Origin of the sequence: Streptococcus parasanguinis (genome assembly GCF_031582885.1) — a bacterium.
GTDB classification, from domain to species: Bacteria; Bacillota; Bacilli; order Lactobacillales; family Streptococcaceae; genus Streptococcus; species Streptococcus parasanguinis_M.
This window is the reverse complement of the sequence record NZ_CP133988.1, coordinates 60,690-78,638: the sequence shown is the minus strand read 5'-3', so window position 1 is coordinate 78,638 and position 17,949 is coordinate 60,690. Positions and strand designations below refer to the sequence as shown.

Annotated in this window: 19 protein-coding genes; 18 read left to right on the top strand and 1 reads right to left on the bottom strand. The window is 37.9% G+C overall.

Features of this window, described 5'->3' with window-relative positions; genetic code table 11:
• Nucleotide 1: 1 nt before the first annotated feature.
• The 8 genes from RDV49_RS00385 to RDV49_RS00350 all read left to right on the top strand — a co-directional run bounded on the left by RDV49_RS00385 (nt 2) and on the right by RDV49_RS00350 (nt 6,648).
• The gene (locus RDV49_RS00385; RefSeq protein WP_003010116.1) at nt 2–592 is read left to right on the top strand and encodes a hypothetical protein; all 591 of its coding nucleotides are present in this window, start codon (nt 2–4) and stop codon (nt 590–592) included.
• A gap of 1,165 nt (nt 593–1,757) precedes the next feature.
• Nucleotides 1,758–2,372, top strand: a complete 615-nt coding sequence (locus tag RDV49_RS00380) for a CadD family cadmium resistance transporter (protein WP_003010121.1) — start codon at nt 1,758–1,760, stop codon at nt 2,370–2,372.
• Nucleotides 2,373–2,383: 11 nt separating this feature from the next.
• Nucleotides 2,384–2,722, top strand: coding sequence for a Cd(II)/Zn(II)-sensing metalloregulatory transcriptional regulator CadX (gene cadX / locus RDV49_RS00375; RefSeq protein ID WP_002889640.1), 339 nt, complete (start codon nt 2,384–2,386; stop codon nt 2,720–2,722).
• 210 nt (nt 2,723–2,932) lie between these two features.
• Nucleotides 2,933–3,217: a hypothetical protein gene (locus RDV49_RS00370; protein WP_229041728.1), complete on the top strand. Its 285-nt coding sequence runs from the start codon at nt 2,933–2,935 to the stop codon at nt 3,215–3,217.
• A gap of 670 nt (nt 3,218–3,887) precedes the next feature.
• Nucleotides 3,888–4,091, top strand: coding sequence for a hypothetical protein (locus tag RDV49_RS00365; protein WP_003010127.1), 204 nt, complete (start codon nt 3,888–3,890; stop codon nt 4,089–4,091).
• Nucleotides 4,084–5,070 (top strand): ABC transporter ATP-binding protein, encoded by a 987-nt coding sequence (locus RDV49_RS00360; protein WP_003010129.1) that lies wholly within the window; start codon nt 4,084–4,086, stop codon nt 5,068–5,070. Before RDV49_RS00365 ends, RDV49_RS00360 begins: the two co-directional genes overlap by 8 nt.
• On the top strand, nt 5,067–5,861 hold the full coding sequence (locus RDV49_RS00355) for an ABC transporter permease (protein WP_003010132.1): 795 nt from the start codon (nt 5,067–5,069) through the stop codon (nt 5,859–5,861). Before RDV49_RS00360 ends, RDV49_RS00355 begins: the two co-directional genes overlap by 4 nt.
• A 1-nt stretch (nt 5,862) precedes the next feature.
• Nucleotides 5,863–6,648, top strand: coding sequence for an ABC transporter permease (locus RDV49_RS00350; protein ID WP_003013947.1), 786 nt, complete (start codon nt 5,863–5,865; stop codon nt 6,646–6,648).
• A 797-nt stretch (nt 6,649–7,445) separates the two neighbouring features.
• Here RDV49_RS00350 and RDV49_RS00345 read toward each other — a convergent pair.
• A complete protein-coding gene (locus RDV49_RS00345; protein WP_003010136.1) occupies nt 7,446–7,649 on the bottom strand; it encodes a CsbD family protein in 204 nt (67 codons plus the stop codon).
• Nucleotides 7,650–7,966: 317 nt separating this feature from the next.
• Between RDV49_RS00345 and RDV49_RS00340 the strand changes: the two genes are divergently transcribed.
• The 10 genes from RDV49_RS00340 (at nt 7,967) to dnaK (ending at nt 17,910) form a co-directional block, all read left to right on the top strand.
• Nucleotides 7,967–8,560, top strand: a complete 594-nt coding sequence (locus tag RDV49_RS00340) for a rhomboid family intramembrane serine protease (protein WP_037608289.1) — start codon at nt 7,967–7,969, stop codon at nt 8,558–8,560.
• Nucleotides 8,561–8,704: 144 nt separating this feature from the next.
• Nucleotides 8,705–9,826, top strand: a complete 1,122-nt coding sequence (locus RDV49_RS00335; RefSeq protein WP_003010141.1) for a VanZ family protein — start codon at nt 8,705–8,707, stop codon at nt 9,824–9,826.
• Nucleotides 9,827–10,109: 283 nt separating this feature from the next.
• On the top strand, nt 10,110–10,376 hold the full coding sequence (locus tag RDV49_RS00330; protein ID WP_003004214.1) for an ACT domain-containing protein: 267 nt from the start codon (nt 10,110–10,112) through the stop codon (nt 10,374–10,376).
• A gap of 18 nt (nt 10,377–10,394) precedes the next feature.
• Nucleotides 10,395–11,732, top strand: a complete 1,338-nt coding sequence (locus RDV49_RS00325) for a PFL family protein (RefSeq protein WP_003010144.1) — start codon at nt 10,395–10,397, stop codon at nt 11,730–11,732.
• 81 nt (nt 11,733–11,813) lie between these two features.
• A complete protein-coding gene (locus RDV49_RS00320) occupies nt 11,814–12,503 on the top strand; it encodes a histidine phosphatase family protein (RefSeq protein ID WP_003010145.1) in 690 nt (229 codons plus the stop codon).
• 123 nt (nt 12,504–12,626) lie between these two features.
• Nucleotides 12,627–13,328 carry a histidine phosphatase family protein gene (locus tag RDV49_RS00315; protein ID WP_003010148.1) on the top strand — a complete coding sequence of 234 codons (702 nt, stop codon included), beginning with the start codon at nt 12,627–12,629 and terminating at the stop codon, nt 13,326–13,328.
• Nucleotides 13,312–14,091, top strand: a complete 780-nt coding sequence (locus RDV49_RS00310; RefSeq protein ID WP_003010150.1) for a M15 family metallopeptidase — start codon at nt 13,312–13,314, stop codon at nt 14,089–14,091. Before RDV49_RS00315 ends, RDV49_RS00310 begins: the two co-directional genes overlap by 17 nt.
• 168 nt (nt 14,092–14,259) lie before the next feature.
• Entirely contained in the window at nt 14,260–15,294 is a 1,035-nt protein-coding gene (hrcA, locus tag RDV49_RS00305) for a heat-inducible transcriptional repressor HrcA (protein WP_003010153.1), read from the top strand.
• Between the two features lie 24 nt (nt 15,295–15,318).
• On the top strand, nt 15,319–15,843 hold the full coding sequence (grpE, locus tag RDV49_RS00300; protein WP_310744357.1) for a nucleotide exchange factor GrpE: 525 nt from the start codon (nt 15,319–15,321) through the stop codon (nt 15,841–15,843).
• Nucleotides 15,844–16,086: 243 nt separating this feature from the next.
• Nucleotides 16,087–17,910, top strand: coding sequence for a molecular chaperone DnaK (dnaK, locus tag RDV49_RS00295; protein WP_003010159.1), 1,824 nt, complete (start codon nt 16,087–16,089; stop codon nt 17,908–17,910).
• Nucleotides 17,911–17,949 lie beyond the last annotated feature (39 nt).

The window sequence follows — 17,949 nt, the reverse complement described above, 5'->3', positions numbered from 1 at the left end:
TATGATTACATTGGAAAATGATTTACTTGAATTTGATATTACAGGAATTTTAGGCTATGAAATCAATCAACATATTGATTTTTATAATACTGGAGTAGAAGAAGCTTATGTGGCAATAAAAAATAAAGATGACAGTACAGCACTGTCCATTTTAAGAATATTAAAATCACAACTAGATATGGAGTATAAGTATTTTGATTCTAAAAGGTTTTGGGATTTTGGTCAATTAAATGATGCTTACAGTTATGTTGATGGTATAAATAGAGCTAGTCGAGCATTGGTGGGAGCACCCAATTATCGAAATATGAAATCTATGCTCTATGACATTCAAGATTATATGGCTAGAACAAGATTTGACGATGATAGGTATTATGGAAATGTATTCGCTTTAGCTGTTGACAAATATTTAGATGAGATGACAACCTCGGAACGTCATTCGCGTTTTGGAATATTCCTTCAAGGGATTAGAACGTTTTACCATCGACCAGGAAAAGGCACAGCAAAACAATGCCTTACTCTATCTAAAGGTCTCGCTTATAAAGATATAGAACCTTTTATCTTCGTAGAGTATATTGAGAGATATTTGAGATAATTTATAATGCACTCCGTATATCAAATGTACAAAACAATAACAATTCAAATGGTGTGAACTTTTTGGTAAAATCTAGCTCAATTTGTGTATTTTTAGGGTAAAATTCACACCATTCAAATGAAATATATTCAAATTAGATGAAATTATTCTTTCTGAAAACGTGGGAAAACATTGATTTTAAGCGGATATTGAAACTTATTCAAATAAAAGTGTTTCCAACCAGGTCTTAAGAAAGCTCGTAAAGCTAGCCAGTTCTCTAAACGTTAATTCGTTGCTGGACAGCAGAATACAAACGAAAACACTTTGCATCTTGCAAGGTGTTTTTTCTATGAGAACTGGCGGTGCGCAATTAGGATAGCTCTAGCGACTTTAGTCGCGTAGAGATATGCTATGCACAGTTGCCCCAAGAAAACAAGCGAAGCGATGTTTGATTGGATGGCGACCGCTGCACTCAAAACGTTAATCAATACGATACTATCAACGTTTACAGACATTCAAGAGTTTTCTCTTGGATGTCTTTTTTGTATAAAAAAGGCTCTTTGTAAAATCGTGTTGGTAGAAGTAGACGATTTTTCTACCAACACGATTTTTAATTTATTATAGAACTGATTTCTGTGAAAATCCTATAAGCCACCTATTTCGACAGTTTTATAGCTTGTTATTCTATTTTCTTGACAATAATACCACCGTCTCCACACGTTTTTTAACCATAAAAAGACACCTCCATGAGCATTTGATTATATTGTACCAAATCCAACTTGGAGGTGTTTTTATTTAATTCTCATTTACGGGGGTCAGTGCCAATTAAAATTGCGTATTTTTTATTTAAAATGTATTAGAATTAAATTCATATAAAATATGCACGAAAAATAAATCAAAATTAAAAAGTACAAATTAATGAAGTGATTATTGATAAAAATAGTTAATAATTGGTTAAACAAAATATATAACTCGTTTATAAATTTATAGAAATGAACCATTATAAATCTCTTCTTAAATATTGAAAAAACCATTGGCAGTGGACATACTTTAAGACTATATATTTCTGAAACTAGTTTCACAATACAAATATTGACATGCAATTATTAATTGGTGGATTTTAAGTTGACATCTACAAAGTTTAATGTTAAAATACATTCAAAAATATATTTGAATGAGGTGCTTTATGGTTCAAAATGTTGTTACTTCAATAATCCTGTATTCTGGGACAGCCGTAGACTTACTTATTATCCTAATGTTATTTTTTGCCAAAAGAAAAAGCAGAAAAGACATCATTAACATCTATTTAGGACAATTTCTAGGCTCTGTTAGTCTAATATTGCTAAGTTTACTTTTTGCATTTGTCTTAAATTATATTCCTAGTAAAGAGATTTTAGGTTTACTCGGTTTGATTCCAATTTTCCTAGGCCTCAAAGTTTTGCTTTTAGGAGATTCTGATGGAGAAGCTATTGCAAAAGATGGTTTGCGAAAAGACAATAAAAACCTGATTTTTCTAGTCGCTATGATTACTTTTGCAAGTTGTGGCGCTGACAATATTGGTGTCTTTGTCCCATATTTTACCACCTTAAATTTAGCGAATTTGATAGTGACTTTACTTACTTTTCTAGTCATGATTTATCTCTTGGTTTTTTCTGCCCAAAAATTAGCACAAGTCCCTTCTGTTGGAGAAACTTTGGAAAAATATAGCAGATGGTTTATTGCTGTTGTCTATTTAGGATTGGGGATGTATATCCTGATTGAAAACAACAGCTTTGACATGCTATGGGCTGTGTTAGGCTAGGAGAAAAAATTATGAAAAAAGATAGTATCTGTCAAGTGGATGTTATAAATCAACAAAATGTTACAACCGCAACGAACTACCTTGAAAAGGAAAAAGTCCAAAAATCACTTCGCATTTTATCAAAATTTACCGATAATAAACAGATAAATATCATCTTTTATCTCCTTGCCGTCGAAGAACTCTGTGTCTGCGATATAGCCTGTTTACTAAATCTCAGTATGGCATCTGCCTCCCACCATCTTCGTAAACTAGCCAATCAAAACATCTTGGATACTAGAAGAGAGGGGAAAATTATATATTATTTTATAAAAGATGAGGAAATCAAAGACTTTTTTAATCAACTAGGATAACAACTATTTTTACTACTTTATCATGATTATATATAGGACTTATCTATGAAATTTTTTGATGAAAATTACTCACAAGAAAGACTACTCGTAGCAAATGTTTAAGAAAAAAGTATAATTTAAAGCAAAGCGACCTAGGTAATGCAGGTCAAGTTAGCCAAGTTGAAAAGGGAGAAATCTGAAAGAAAATGTATCTTTGATAGTAGTCATTTCATGAATCATACGGCACAGCTCTTTTATGGACTGATCGTTATTGTTTCAACGGTAGCAAACTGGTTTTTACATAAAGTAATTGATAAACCCAATATAGATCAGAAAGAATTACTTGAAGCTAACGCACAATATAGAAAGTTATTGATACCTGACCAAATAATTAAAGGAGTGGGATTGATTCTATCCTTAATTCTCTATCCTCCGATTATGATGTATAGTGTTTTAATTGCGGCATTTTACATCATAACTTTAAAAACACTATCTGAAAAAAGAGTGAATAACTAAAAAATGGTGATCAAAGTTAGGTGTATTATTTTAATGCTCACAGACCTAAACTATTCCCCTATTTATAATCTATTGATTCATATTTTATGAAATTAATCAGTAGATATCGTTCTGAAAAGCCTTGATAATACGCTGTTTTTAGTCCAACTGAAACCCATACTTTCCAAACCAGGTCTTAAGAAAGCTCGTAAAGCATCACAATTATCAAAACGTTAATCAACACGCTTATATCAACGTTTACAGACATTTAAGAAATTTCTCTTGGATGTCTTTTTTTGTCTAGCTAAATTTTACAAATTGGGCAATTTAGGTTACTCAATAATATAAAAAAGATAAAAATTTAAAGTTCGAATTTTAATTTTAAAAAAAGTAATTATTATTGAATATCTGTTCAAACATTTTTTCTTTTCTAAGGTTAATATAAGTATATATAGTTTAAAAAAGGAAGTCAAACATCTTGCTCATAGATTTTTGCATTTTTAAAAAATACATTTTGTCATATAATAATGTGGAAAATTGACGGATTCCTTAAATAATCATATAATATGAAAATGTAAACCCTTACATACTATTCTACTTATACTTGATAAAATGCAAGTTCTTGAGGATCTATAAATATACAGACACTCTTCTATTTATAAAGTGAAATAAAGAATCACGGAGAAAGTTTATGGATATTAAAGAGACATTCAACCAGCTAGACAATACAAAATTTAATGATTTCAATAATCGCCTTGAAGGTTTTGAGAAACTTTTTAAAGACAAATATTATTTTACCCATCCCGAAGATTTTAGCTCAATCTTTAGCATTTTGGTAAAGTATGGAAAAAGTACAAGTAAATATATTTTATCGAAAGGAGAGATATATGAGTGAAATAGTTATTAATGCTCAGAATTTATCTAAAAATTTTTATAATTTTGATTCAAGACTCCCATTTATCAAGAGATTTTTGAAACGTAATCAAATAACGATTCGAGCTGTTCAAGATATTAGTTTTACGATTAAGAGAGGGAGTATAGTTGGCTTTATTGGGAGTAATGGAGCTGGTAAATCCACAACGATTAAAATGTTGACTGGGACTCTTTATCCTAGTTCCGGAAAATTAGAAGTGAATGGAGAAATTCCATTTAAAAGAAGTATAAATTTTAGAAAAAAAATTTCAATAGTAGTAGGAAATAAATTACAGTTATTTCAAGATGTTTCGGCTATGGATTATTTTCAATTGATTGGTACTTTATATGAGGTAGAACCGGCGATTTTACAAGAACGAATTCAGGAATTAAGCAATTTGTTGAATGTAAAAGATCAGCTTTACCAGCAGGTCCGGACCCTCTCTCTTGGACAAAAAATGAAAATGGAGTTTATCGCGGCATCTTTAACAAGTCCGGAAATATTATTTTTAGACGAGCCTACTATAGGGTTAGATATACAGTCTAAAAAAGATATCAGAACATTTTTAAAGAAAATGAATGAAGAATGTCATACTACTATTATTTTAACGAGTCATGATATGGATGATATTTCGTCTGTTTGTGACGAATTAATCGTCATTGACAAAGGAAAAATTATTTTGCAGGAGTCAATGGATGTTATTTTATCTAAATTTTCTGATTTTAAATATTTAAAGATAAAAATGACATTAGATTTGGTACCAGAGTTATGCTCTGTTAAAGGAGTAGTAGTCATTTCTCAAACAAAATCGGAATGTATACTAAAAATACCTAGAGATTTTGTCTTTGAGACATTAGAATCAATCAATAAGCTTGTAGATATAGAAGATTTTGAAATATCAAATCTTTCTTTAGAAGAAATTATTTTACAAAACTATTTTACAAAAAAGGAGCACAATTGAAAAAAGAAATGTCTATTATTCTGATATCATTTCGATCTATTTTGAACTATAAATCAAGTGTACTATTGTTAATGTTACAGGCAAGTATACAAATTATGATATCAGTATTTTTATGGACGTATATATATCAGAGTAACCAGATAAATATAGCAGGATATGATTTTACCTCAATGGTTCAATACTATTTGGGGACTATAATTTTTTCATATTTTGTTTTTTATCCAGTTGATTGGGAAATCAATGACGATGTTCATTCAGGAAATTTTTTTAGCATATTAATAAAACCTGTTACTTTTTATAAGTATTATTTTTGTAAAATGCTTGGAGATAGGCTTGCTCATTTATTATTTATCATCATTCCTGTCATTTTATTCTCCAGTGTTTATTACAAGAATAAGTTATTAACCATTGAAATTCTTATTTTAGGAAGTATTGCAATTATTCTATCTATGGTTCTATGGTTTTTAATATCATGTTGTGTAGGTATGCTTTCTTTTTGGTTAGAAAATATATTTTTTGTCCTTACTGTTAAAGAAATAGTAATTCAGTTTTTATCAGGAATATTATTGCCTTTAAGTTTTTTTTCAAATAATTTTCGTCTGTTTTTAGATGTATTACCTTTTAAATACTTAGTATATGAACCGCTTCAGATGTTTAGTAATGATACATATAAATTAATAGACTATTTGAGAATTATTTGTATTCAATTGATTTGGTGCATCATTTTTTATATTATATCAAGATTCATATTGAGAAAAGGAGTGGAGCACTTCTCAAATGTGGGAGGATAAAATGTTTAGAATAAAAGTAATTTTTAGGCTACTTCATTTTGGTTTTAAATCTGATATGAATTTTCATTTTGACTTCTTTTGTGGTCTATTTTCGTCGATACTGTGGATTGGTTTACCTATTGTATTTTTTAGATTGATTTTCTTAAACATAGACTCTTTTAATGGTTGGGACTATTATCAAATTTTATTTTTGGTAGGTTCCTACACTATTGTAGATGGAGTTATGATGGGATTGTTAATTAGAAGTATGGGAATTTTAGAATCAGATATTTTGAGTGGTAACTTGGATCAAATTTTATTGAGGCCGTTTGATACTCAGTTGTTCTATATTTTTAGATCATTTAATTTAGTTCAATTCGTGAATACTTTTTTTGGTCTTGCGATCATTTTTATAAGTTATGGAAATTTAAATGTACATTTAAATTCATTAAAAATATTATTTTATATCCTTTCTTTAATGTGTGGTTGTATTATATATTATTCAATTTGGTTTCTAATAACGATTAGTTCATTTTGGTTCCCAACTAAATTTTCAAAAGTAGATGTATTTTTGAATTATATTGGAATTTCTAAGTATCCATATAATATTTTTACAGGTATTAACAGATTGATCACTATGTTATTTGTTCCCAATTTATTAATTGCCAATCCTGCAGTATTAATATTTTTAGGGAAAGATACATTGAACCTATTTTTCTATCAAATAGTTTTTACAGTTTTTTTGATTATTATCAGTCGTACAATTTTTAGAAAAGGATTGAAAAAATATGAAAGTGCAGGAAGATAAACAATGTTGTTCAGTTATATGTTTGACTAAAGGAAGTGATTCGCTGTACTTTGTTTTGTGGTCATTGAAACATCAGATAATTATAAACTATAATTTAAAGAATAGTATTATTAACTTATAGGTGCTAAGAAAAAATTTAAAGAAATTCCCTCATTCAATCAAACTTATTCATATTTTTTAAAATAAGAAAATAGTTGGATTTTGATGATGGTTGATATAAAGCTAAACTGAAAGTACCTGAAATCCAACTGTGTCAAACCAGGTCTTAAGAAAGCTCGTAAAGCTTCACAATTTAGTAAACGTTAATTCGAAAGAATTACAATATTTACAAAGAACACCTTTCGAGGTGTTCTTTTTATGTTTTCATACTAAATTGTGGCAGTTGACGTAGTTGTTGTGGCTTTAGCCACTTACAAATACGGCTGCAATTCGACGAAGTCAATTGCCTCTAAACGTTAATTCGTTGCTGGAAAGCAGAATACAAACGAAAACACTTTGCATCTTGCAAGGTGTTTTTTGTATGAGAACTAGCGGTGCGCAATTAGGATAGCTCTAGCGACTTTAGTCGCGTAGAGATATGCTATGCACAGTTGCCCCAAGAAAACAAGCGAAGCGATATTTGAATGGATAGCAACCACTGCACGCAAAATGTTAATTCGAAAGAATTACTATACTTACAAAGAGCACCCTTCGGGGTGTTTTTTCTATACCTAAGATAAATGGAAAATAAAAACCCACCCTATCTTCCACGGTCAAACATGACTGTAGAAAATAGAGTGGGTCTAGGATGTTAAAGACTATTTGTCTTCTTTATGAAAGATATTTTTAACGCCCTTGATAGCTCCTTCAACAGCTTCTTTTGCATCTTCAGCAACTTCTTTTGCTTTTGAAGCAACTTTTTCAGCAGTGCCTTCAGCTTCTGTTTTTTTATCGCCGGTTAATTTACCGAAGCCTTCTTTAACAGAGCCTTTTACTTGGTTCAATTTTTCTTCTAATGACATAGCGTCACCTCCATGAAGTTAGTCGTTTATTTCTCTGAATGCAATACTGTTGATTTAAAAAAATAAAAAATATTTGTCTCAGATTAGAATGAGTATATTCTTTTTAAAATGGAAAGTCAAATTTTTGCTACGGCTAAAAAATAGGATCGCTTTCCGGTCACGAATAATGACCGACTAATAAGTCACGATATTTCGTTTTTCCAGCAAAGATTTGAAACGAAAGAAGCAAAAACTTTTCTGTCTCCAATGAAATAAATGGTATAATGGTCGTGAATGGAGACATCGTAACGCTGTTTTTTGAAAAAGAGAAGATAAATATGGAAAGAATCCTTACAACCTACCCTGTTATCAGTACTTTAGCTCTAATCTGTTTATCGCTCGGTCTATTGACTTCCTTTTATGGGGATGCTATGTATTATGACCTATTGGCTTTTCATTCAAAGCCGGTGTATGGTTGGCAATATGTTAGTGGGACCCTGATGCACGGTAGTAAAGGAGCCCCTATCTGGTTTTTATGGGTCCATTTGTTGTTAAATGGACTCATGATCCTTCCCTTCGGAGGACTGCTAGAAAGAAAAAGAGGCTCCAGACAAGTCTTAATCGTTTTTGTGACGGCGACAGTCCTCTCTTCCATCGTTTTTCACTTTTTAACCCAGGAGCAGGACATTCAGGCAACAGGGATCTCTGCTGTAGGATACGCCTTTGTGACCGGAGGGGTTATGATCCTGCCAAACGTGTGGAAAGAATTTTCACGTACCGTAAAATGGCTTTATCTATTCTTGATTTTTCTATCTGGCCTCATGCTCTTACCAGTAATCACCGGATGGATATCAACACTATTGCATCTTTCAGGGATTGTGAGTTATCTATTGGTCTTTATCGGAAGTAAAGGATTGAAGGGGAGGAGCTAACTATTAAGATGGCTCCTCAGTAAGGTTTTCATCGTACTTCCTTGACTCTTCTTCTACCGGGCCGTATAATATTCTATATCAATGAAGAAATCACCTTTTGTCATTGTGCAAAGGGTGATTTTATAACGAAAAAAAGGAGACACAATGGGGTATATCTCTACGATCAAAACAGCTGTTCAGCTCTTTCCTTTTCTGGCATTTTTGCTGACCTTGCCCTACATGATTTTGAATTATCGAAAATATGGTTCGGTCAATAAACTGCGGGTGCTGATTTTCTATTCTTTTATGCTTTACTTGATGACGGTCTATCTCTTGGTGATCTTGCCTCTGCCGGATCCAAGTAAGATTCATACTAACTACTCGGAAATGGTCAATCTCCATCCCTTTGCTTTTGTAGTGGATTTTTTCCAGGAGAGCCCCTTTGATTTAGCGCAGACTGGTACATGGATTCAAGCCCTTAAGCATCCAACTTTTTATGTGCCTGCCTTTAATGTTCTGATGTTGATTCCTTTTGGGATGTATCTACGCTATTATTTCAAGTGTGGTTTTAAGAAAACGATTCTCCTGACAGCCCTCTTTAGTCTCTTTTTGGAGCTGACCCAGTTATCAGGTCTCTACTTTCTATATCCGGGTCCTTACCGCCTAGCAGATGTCGATGATATTATTCAAAATACCACTGGTGGTGGAGTGGGTTATCTGCTTGGTTGGTTCCTGGTTTGGTTATTGCCGACACGAGATGAAATTGACGAACATTCTTTCCGAGTAGGAACCAGAGTATCTGGTTTCCGGACGGGTCTTGCCTTCTTGATCGACTTTGTGATGCTATCCTTGCTTTACGCGGTAATCGAGCGTTTAGAGACGATTCCTTATGTAGCGGTTTTGGCTGTTTATTTTGGTTTGATTCCCTTGTGGCGGGGCAAAACCTTGGGAATGGCTTTATTGAAATTCCGCTTGCATTTTGACAAGCAAAAATGGCTTCGCACCATCTGGTGGGGAATCCTGGTAGTAGGTTATTTCTATCTGATTCCTCAAGGGTTGTTCTATTTGATTTCGCTCTTGAATAGCGATTTGACGGACAATTCTCTCTTAACCCTGTCCATGATTTTATTGCTCTTCTTTGTGGTTTTATTGTACCTGATTCTCACTCTTGCCATTATCTTGCTTAATCGTCGCTTTCTGTTTGACCGTCTAGCTGGGGCTGAGTATGAGAGTACGGTGCGCGTGAAGAAAGAGCTCTTAAAAGATGAAACTGAATCGTCAAAATAGAGAGAGTGGGACAGAAATCAGTAATTCGTTAGAATTCGATTTCGTCGTCTCACCTCCGCACAGTTGAGTAGGGCTGTAAAAGCTGATGAAATCAGCGTAGTAGAGCCCACTCAACCACTGCGTCTTGTTCGACAATCCAAAAACAATTAAGAGGCTAGGACTTTTGTCCCAGCCTCTTTATTTTTTATGCACGCGGAAAATATACGAACGTTCCCGGTTGAGAAGGGCGATTTTAAGGGGATTGTGCTACAATGGAAGCAAATAGATAGAATGGAGCAGTGAAATGAAAGCAATTATTACAGTCGTTGGTAAAGACCAAAAAGGAATCGTAGCGGGTGTTGCAACGAAAGTGGCAGAATTAGGACTCAATATCGATGATATCTCTCAAACCGTATTGGATGAATACTTTACCATGATGGCGGTTGTATCGTCAGATGAGAAAAAAGATTTCACACAGCTTCGTTCAGAGTTGGAAGAATTCGGTCAGTCTCTGCATGTGAAAATCAATATCCAAAGCGCAGCGATTTTTGATGCTATGCACAATTTGTAAGATAGGGGTTGAGAATTTATGGACATTAAACAGGTAACAGAAACCATTGCCATGATTGAGGAGCAGAACTTCGATGTTCGGACTATCACCATGGGGATTTCGCTTCTAGATTGTATTGATCCGGATATCGAAAAGGCGGCAGAAAAAGTCTACAATAAGATTGTGAAAAAGGCTAAAGACTTAGTGGCTGTTGGGGATGAGATTGCGGCAGAACTTGGTATTCCCATTGTGAATAAGCGGGTTTCGGTCACTCCGATTTCTATTATCGGGGCAGCAACCAATGCGACAGATTATGTACCCTTTGCCAAGGCACTAGATCGTGCGGCCAAAGAAGTTGGGGTCAACTTTATCGGTGGCTTCTCAGCTCTGGTTCAAAAAGGCTACCAAAAAGGGGATGAGATCCTCATTAATTCCATTCCTCGTGCCCTTGCGGAGACAGATTTTGTCTGCTCTTCAGTCAATATCGGATCGACCAAGACAGGGATCAATATGACCGCTGTCCGAGACATGGGGCGCATCATTAAAGAAGCTTCCCAAGCAGATCCAATGGGACCAGGTAAACTCGTGGTCTTTGCCAATGCGGTAGAAGACAATCCCTTTATGGCGGGTGCCTTCCACGGTGTCGGTGAAGCGGATGTCGTCATCAACGTTGGGGTTTCAGGACCAGGTGTCGTCCAACGGGCGATCGAAAAAGTTCCAGGCGCTAGCTTTGATGTATTGGCTGAAACAGTCAAGAAGACAGCTTTCAAGATTACCCGTGTTGGGCAATTAGTGGGTCAAATGGCTAGTGAACGTCTCGGTGTTGAGTTTGGGATTGTAGACTTGTCTCTCGCGCCAACACCAGCTGTTGGGGATTCGGTTGCCCGTGTCCTTGAAGCCATGGGGCTTGAAGTAGTAGGAACCCACGGAACAACAGCAGCACTAGCTTTGCTCAATGACCAAGTGAAAAAAGGCGGGATCATGGCTTGTAACCAAGTCGGTGGGTTGTCAGGTGCCTTCATTCCGGTCTCAGAAGACGAAGGGATGATTGCGGCGGTTCAATCCGGTCATATCAACTTGGAAAAATTGGAAGCCATGACAGCTATCTGCTCCGTCGGTCTAGATATGATTGCCATCCCAGCTGATACTCCAGATACAACCATTGCGGCCATGATCGCCGACGAAGCAGCTATCGGGGTCATTAACCAAAAGACAACAGCCGTTCGGATCATTCCTTATGGAAAAGAAGGCGATATGTTAGAGCTCGGTGGACTTCTTGGATCTGCTCCGGTAATGAAGGTCAACAAAGCTTCATCAGCTGATTTCATTGCCCGTGGTGGTCAAATTCCAGCTCCGGTTCATAGCTTTAAAAACTAAGAGAAATCTAGTATAATAGTAGAAAATAGAAAAGTCTGTGATGATAAAACTCCAGACTTTTTTCTTGCAAAAGGAGACAAGATGGCTAAAACAAGATTATTTGTGATTCGTCATGGGAGAACCATGTTTAATACCATTGGCCGTGCTCAAGGCTGGTCCGATACACCCTTGACAGCAGAAGGAGAACGAGGGATTCAAGCTCTAGGAATCGGCTTGCGTGAGTCCGGTTTGGAGTTTACTCGAGCTTATTCCAGTGATTCAGGCCGTGCCATTCAGACTATGGGGATCATTCTCGATGAATTGGGCTTGAAAGACCAGATTCCTTATCGCTTTGACAAACGGATCCGCGAGTGGTGTTTTGGTAGCTTTGATGGGGCCTACGGTGGGGAGCTCTTTCACGGTGTCGTGCCGCGCGTGCTAGATGTAGAAGACTATAAGACCTTGACCTTGGAAGACTTGGCCAATGGCATCTGCCAAGTGGACACAGCAGATTGGGCTGAACCTTGGGAAGTTTTGAAAGGCCGAATCCTAGAAGGTTTTGAAGCTATTGCCAAAGAAGTGGAAGAAAATGGTGGAGGCAATGCCTTGGTGGTCAGCCATAGTTGGACCATTCAGACCTTGGTCTGCTTGATCGAAGGAAAACCAAATCTTAATCTGCCTCTTTCAAACGGTAGTGTTACCCTTGTAGAATATGAAGATGGAAAATTGACGGTTAAGGGGGTTGGAGATAGCAGTTACCGTGAGGTCGGTGAAAGCTTGCAAGAATCCTAGTCCGTCCTGAAAGGCTGACCCTTTGGTCATAGCCTTTTCTTTCTCTCAAAACTTGTAAGAGCTTTCCTACTTTCTTTTTACAAAAAATGATATAATGAAAGAGATACATACGGAGGTAATACAATGACAAAAACCAGATTATATATTGCTCGTCATGGAAAAACCATGTTTAATACCATTGGGCGAGCACAGGGCTGGTCAGACACTCCGCTGACAGAAGCAGGAGAGCGTGGGATTCGAGAACTCGGTCTTGGTCTCAAGGAAGCTGGCCTTTCTTTTGAAGAGGCTGTTTCGAGTGATTCTGGACGCACCATTCAAACCATGGGGATTATTCTTCAAGAACTCGGTCTGACAGGGAAAACCCCTTATCATTATGACAAACGGATCCGCGAGTGGTGTTTTGGTAGCTTCGACGGTGCCTATGATGGCGAGCTCTTTATGGGGGTTTTACCCCGTGTCTTTAAGGTCGATGATTTCCATCGGTTGAGTTTAATGGAGTTGGCAGAAGGGATCGTTGAAGTGGATACCACGGGTTGGGCTGAATCCTGGAGCGCCTTGAGTGGCCGAATCTTAGAAGGATTTGAAGCTATTGCAAAAGAGGTAGAAGCAGCTGGTGGTGGGAATGCGATTGTTGTCAGCCACGGCATGACCATTACGACTTTGATTTATCTCATCGATCCGAAAGCAGTCGAAGAATTGGTCTTGGACAACGGAAGTGTAACGGTTTTGGCCTATGAGGATGGCGCCTTTCATATTGAAAAGATTGGAGATCTGTCCTATCGTAAGGTTGGAGCAAAACTCTTAGAGGATGGCCATGACAAATAAGTATAGACGCGCAAGAAAAAAACGTAAGAAATGGTGGCCCTACCTATTGAGTTTCTTTCTTCTTGTGGTCCTTGGATCAGGAATTGGTGCTTACTTGGCTAAACCAAGCTTGTTTTCAGGGCTTCAGTTTTGGAAGGCAAAAAAAACAGCTGTAACGACTCCCTCTTCTTCTAAGAAAAAGAAAGAAAAATCAGATTTACCAGCTGTTTCGACAAAAGACTGGCAGTTGATCTTGGTCAATCGTGACAATGTGAAGCCAGAGTTGAACCCGCAATTGACAGATGTGGATGCTATCAAAGTGGATAGTCGGATTGTAGAACCAACTCGTCAATTTTTAGAAGCGGCTCGAAAAATTGCCCCAGAAGAAACCTTGATATCAGGCTATCGAAGTGTGGCCGAGCAAACAGAGCTCTATAATGAACGTGTTTCGCAACTAGAGGCTAGCGGCCTTTCGCACGAAGAAGCTGAAAAGCAGGTACAGACCCAGGTACAGGTTCCTGGTGCTAGTGAACACCAGACGGGGCTTGCGATCGATATGAGTGTCGAAGCTGGTCAAAGTGATGAGTTGGGCTTGCAGCTGGCTGCCATCGCACCGCAATATGGCTTTGTCCTTCGTTACCCAGATGGGAAGAGCAACATCACAGGTGTAAATTTTGAGAATTGGCATTTCCGTTATGTTGGCGTAGAAAATGCCCAGTATATGGCCAAACATCAGCTAGTATTGGAAGAATATATTCAACTATTGAAAAAGGCTGGAAAATAGGAGGAGATTCTCTTTTTCTAGGTCTTCAGAATGATTTTTAGCACTCTTGGGAAAAGAGTGCTAATTTTTTGGATTTTTTTCTTGACTTTCTTTTGAGAGGGTGTATAATAGAATCACAGTTTAGCACTTGAGTGTTTAGAGTGCTAAATACGAAAGAGAGGTGAGGTCATGGTTACAGAACGTCAAAATGAGATTCTAAATCTTGTCGTCGATATCTTTACCAAGATCCGCGAACCAGTCGGTTCAAAAGCACTGCAAGATGTCATTCAATCTAGTAGTGCGACGATCCGAAATGATATGGCTGCCCTCGAAAAGCAAGGTTTACTAGAAAAAGCCCACACTTCGAGTGGTCGAATGCCCAGCCGAGCTGGTTTTCAATATTTTGTTCAGAACTCGCTGGATCTAGAGTTGATTGATGAGCAAGATGTCTACCAGGTGGTAAAAGCCTTCGATTTCGAAGCCTTTAAGTTAGACGATATCTTGGATGCTACGGCTAAGTTATTGGCCCAGATGACGGGCTACACCGCAGTCATTCAGGATGTTGAGCCGACGCGGCAGCGCTTGACTGGTTTTGAGATTGTTCCCTTATCCAACCACGATGCTTTAGCGGTTCTGACCTTGGATGAATCAAAGCCTGTCACTGTACAATTTGCCATTCCAAAGAATTTCTTAACCAGTGATTTGGAAATTTTCCATCAGCTGGTTCAAGAACGTTTCATTGGAAATACAGTCTTGGATATCCACTACCGCTTGCGGACAGAGATTCCACAGATAGTACAGCGCTATTTTAAGACGACAGACAATGTCTTGGATCTGTTTGATTATGTCTTCTCGCAACTGTTTCAAGAACTGGTCTTTGTAGAAGGAAAGGTTTCATCCTTAACCTACGCCGATCTTCAGACCTATCAGTTCTTAGATAACCCCCAACACGTAGCTCTGGAGTTGCGAGGGGGAATGCCAGAGGACCAAATGACCCAGATTCTGGTTGCTGAATCCCAAGAGAAGGCTTTGAAAAATGTGACCGTGATTAGTCATAAATTCCTGGTTCCTTATCGTGGGATGGCCCTCATGCATGTGATTGGTCCCGTAGAGATGGATTACAGGCGTGTGATTAGCCTGGTCAATGTTATCGGACGGGTACTGGTCATGAAGTTAACGGACTACTACCGTTACCTCAACAGCAACCATTATGAAGTAAATTAAGACCAAATGAAAGGGGTGTATGCCTTGACAGAAGATATCAAAAAAGAAGACGTGAAAGAAGAAGAAGTTGCCCAAACAACTGAAGAAGTTGTAGAGGAAAGCAACCAACCTTCTGAATTAGAAGAAGCACAAGCGCGTGCCGAGGAATTTGAAAACAAATACCTTCGTGCTCATGCAGAAATGCAAAACATTCAGCGCCGTGCTAACGAAGAACGTCAACAATTACAAAAATACCGTAGCCAAGATTTGGCAAAAGCGATCTTACCATCACTTGACAACCTCGAACGTGCCCTTGCCGTTGAAGGCTTGACAGATGATGTGAAGAAGGGCTTGGAAATGGTCCAAGAAAGCTTGATTCACGCCCTGAAAGAAGAAGGGATTGAAGAAATTCCAGCAGATGGAGCCTTTGACCATAACTACCACATGGCCATCCAAACCTTACCTGCAGATGACGAGCATCCAGCAGACACCATCGCACAAGTCTTCCAAAAAGGCTACAAACTCCATGACCGCATCCTACGCCCAGCCATGGTAGTAGTATATAACTAGGCTACCTTGTCCGAAACGACACTAAACTATGAAAGAAAGATAAGATGCAAGCCGGAGGCTTGCAAGGAAGATATTTCCCGCCGTGGTGAAAGTTTCAGTAGCTTGTGCTACTGAAATAGGGGATTTTTGAGACAGTAGGCTCAAAAATAAGTGATGAAATCCCGAAGGGAGTTGCTCACGTCCCCACCACTTAAGGGAAATATCAAAAAGAAAAAAAGAGAAAAAACTTAAGGAGAAAAACATATGTCTAAAATTATCGGTATTGACTTAGGTACAACAAACTCAGCAGTAGCAGTTCTTGAAGGAACTGAATCAAAAATCATCGCGAACCCAGAAGGAAACCGTACAACTCCATCTGTAGTTTCTTTCAAAAACGGTGAAATCATCGTTGGTGACGCCGCAAAACGTCAAGCAGTCACAAACCCAGATACCATCATCTCTATCAAATCTAAGATGGGTACTTCTGAAAAAGTTTCTGCTAACGGTAAAGAATACACACCACAAGAAATCTCAGCTATGATTCTTCAATACTTGAAAGGTTATGCGGAAGATTACCTTGGTGAAAAAGTAACCAAAGCTGTTATCACAGTTCCTGCTTACTTCAACGATGCCCAACGTCAAGCTACAAAAGACGCTGGTAAAATCGCTGGTCTTGAAGTAGAACGTATCGTCAACGAACCAACAGCAGCAGCCCTTGCTTATGGCTTGGATAAGACTGATAAAGAAGAAAAAATCTTGGTATTCGACCTTGGTGGTGGTACATTCGACGTATCTATCCTTGAATTGGGTGATGGTGTCTTTGATGTATTGGCAACTGCAGGGGATAACAAACTCGGTGGTGACGACTTTGACCAAAAAATCATCGACCACATGGTTGAAGAATTCAAGAAAGAAAACGGTATCGACTTGTCAACAGATAAGATGGCGCTTCAACGTTTGAAAGACGCAGCTGAAAAAGCGAAGAAAGACCTTTCTGGTGTTACTTCAACACAAATCAGCTTGCCGTTCATCACTGCAGGCGCTGCTGGTCCTCTTCACTTGGAAATGACCTTGACTCGTGCGAAATTCGATGATTTGACTCGTGACCTTGTAGAACGTACGAAAACTCCAGTTCGTCAAGCCCTTTCAGATGCAGGTTTGAGCTTGTCAGATATCGACGAAGTGATCCTTGTCGGTGGTTCAACTCGTATCCCTGCCGTTGTAGAAGCTGTTAAAGCTGAAACTGGTAAAGAACCAAACAAATCAGTGAACCCTGACGAAGTAGTGGCTATGGGTGCTGCGATCCAAGGTGGTGTGATCACTGGTGACGTGAAAGACGTTGTCCTTCTTGACGTAACTCCATTGTCACTTGGTATCGAAACAATGGGTGGTGTCTTCACAAAATTGATCGACCGCAACACTACGATTCCAACTTCTAAATCACAAGTCTTCTCAACTGCAGCAGACAACCAACCAGCCGTTGATATTCACGTTCTTCAAGGGGAACGCCCAATGGCAGCGGATAACAAGACTCTTGGACGCTTCCAATTGACTGATATCCCAGCTGCACCTCGTGGTATCCCACAAATCGAAGTAACATTCGACATCGACAAGAACGGTATCGTATCTGTTAAAGCGAAAGACCTTGGAACTCAAAAAGAACAAACCATTGTTATCCAATCAAACTCAGGTTTGACAGATGAAGAAATCGATCGCATGATGAAAGACGCAGAAGCAAATGCTGAAGCAGATAAGAAACGTAAAGAAGAAGTAGACCTTCGTAACGAAGTGGACCAAGCTATCTTTGCGACTGAAAAGACAATTAAAGAAACTGAAGGCAAAGGCTTTGATGCAGAACGTGACGCAGCTCAAGCAGGACTTGATGATCTTAAGAAAGCTCAAGAATCAGGTAACCTTGAAGAAATGAAAGCAAAACTTGAAGCCTTGAACGAAAAAGCACAAGCATTGGCTGTTAAACTCTACGAACAAGCTGCAGCAGCGCAACAAGCACAAGCAGGAGCAGAAGGCGCACAAGCATCAGGAAACGCAGGCGATGACGTTGTAGACGGAGAGTTTACGGAAAAATAAAATAGTCCAGTGGACTATTTTATCCCGAGCTTGAAAATC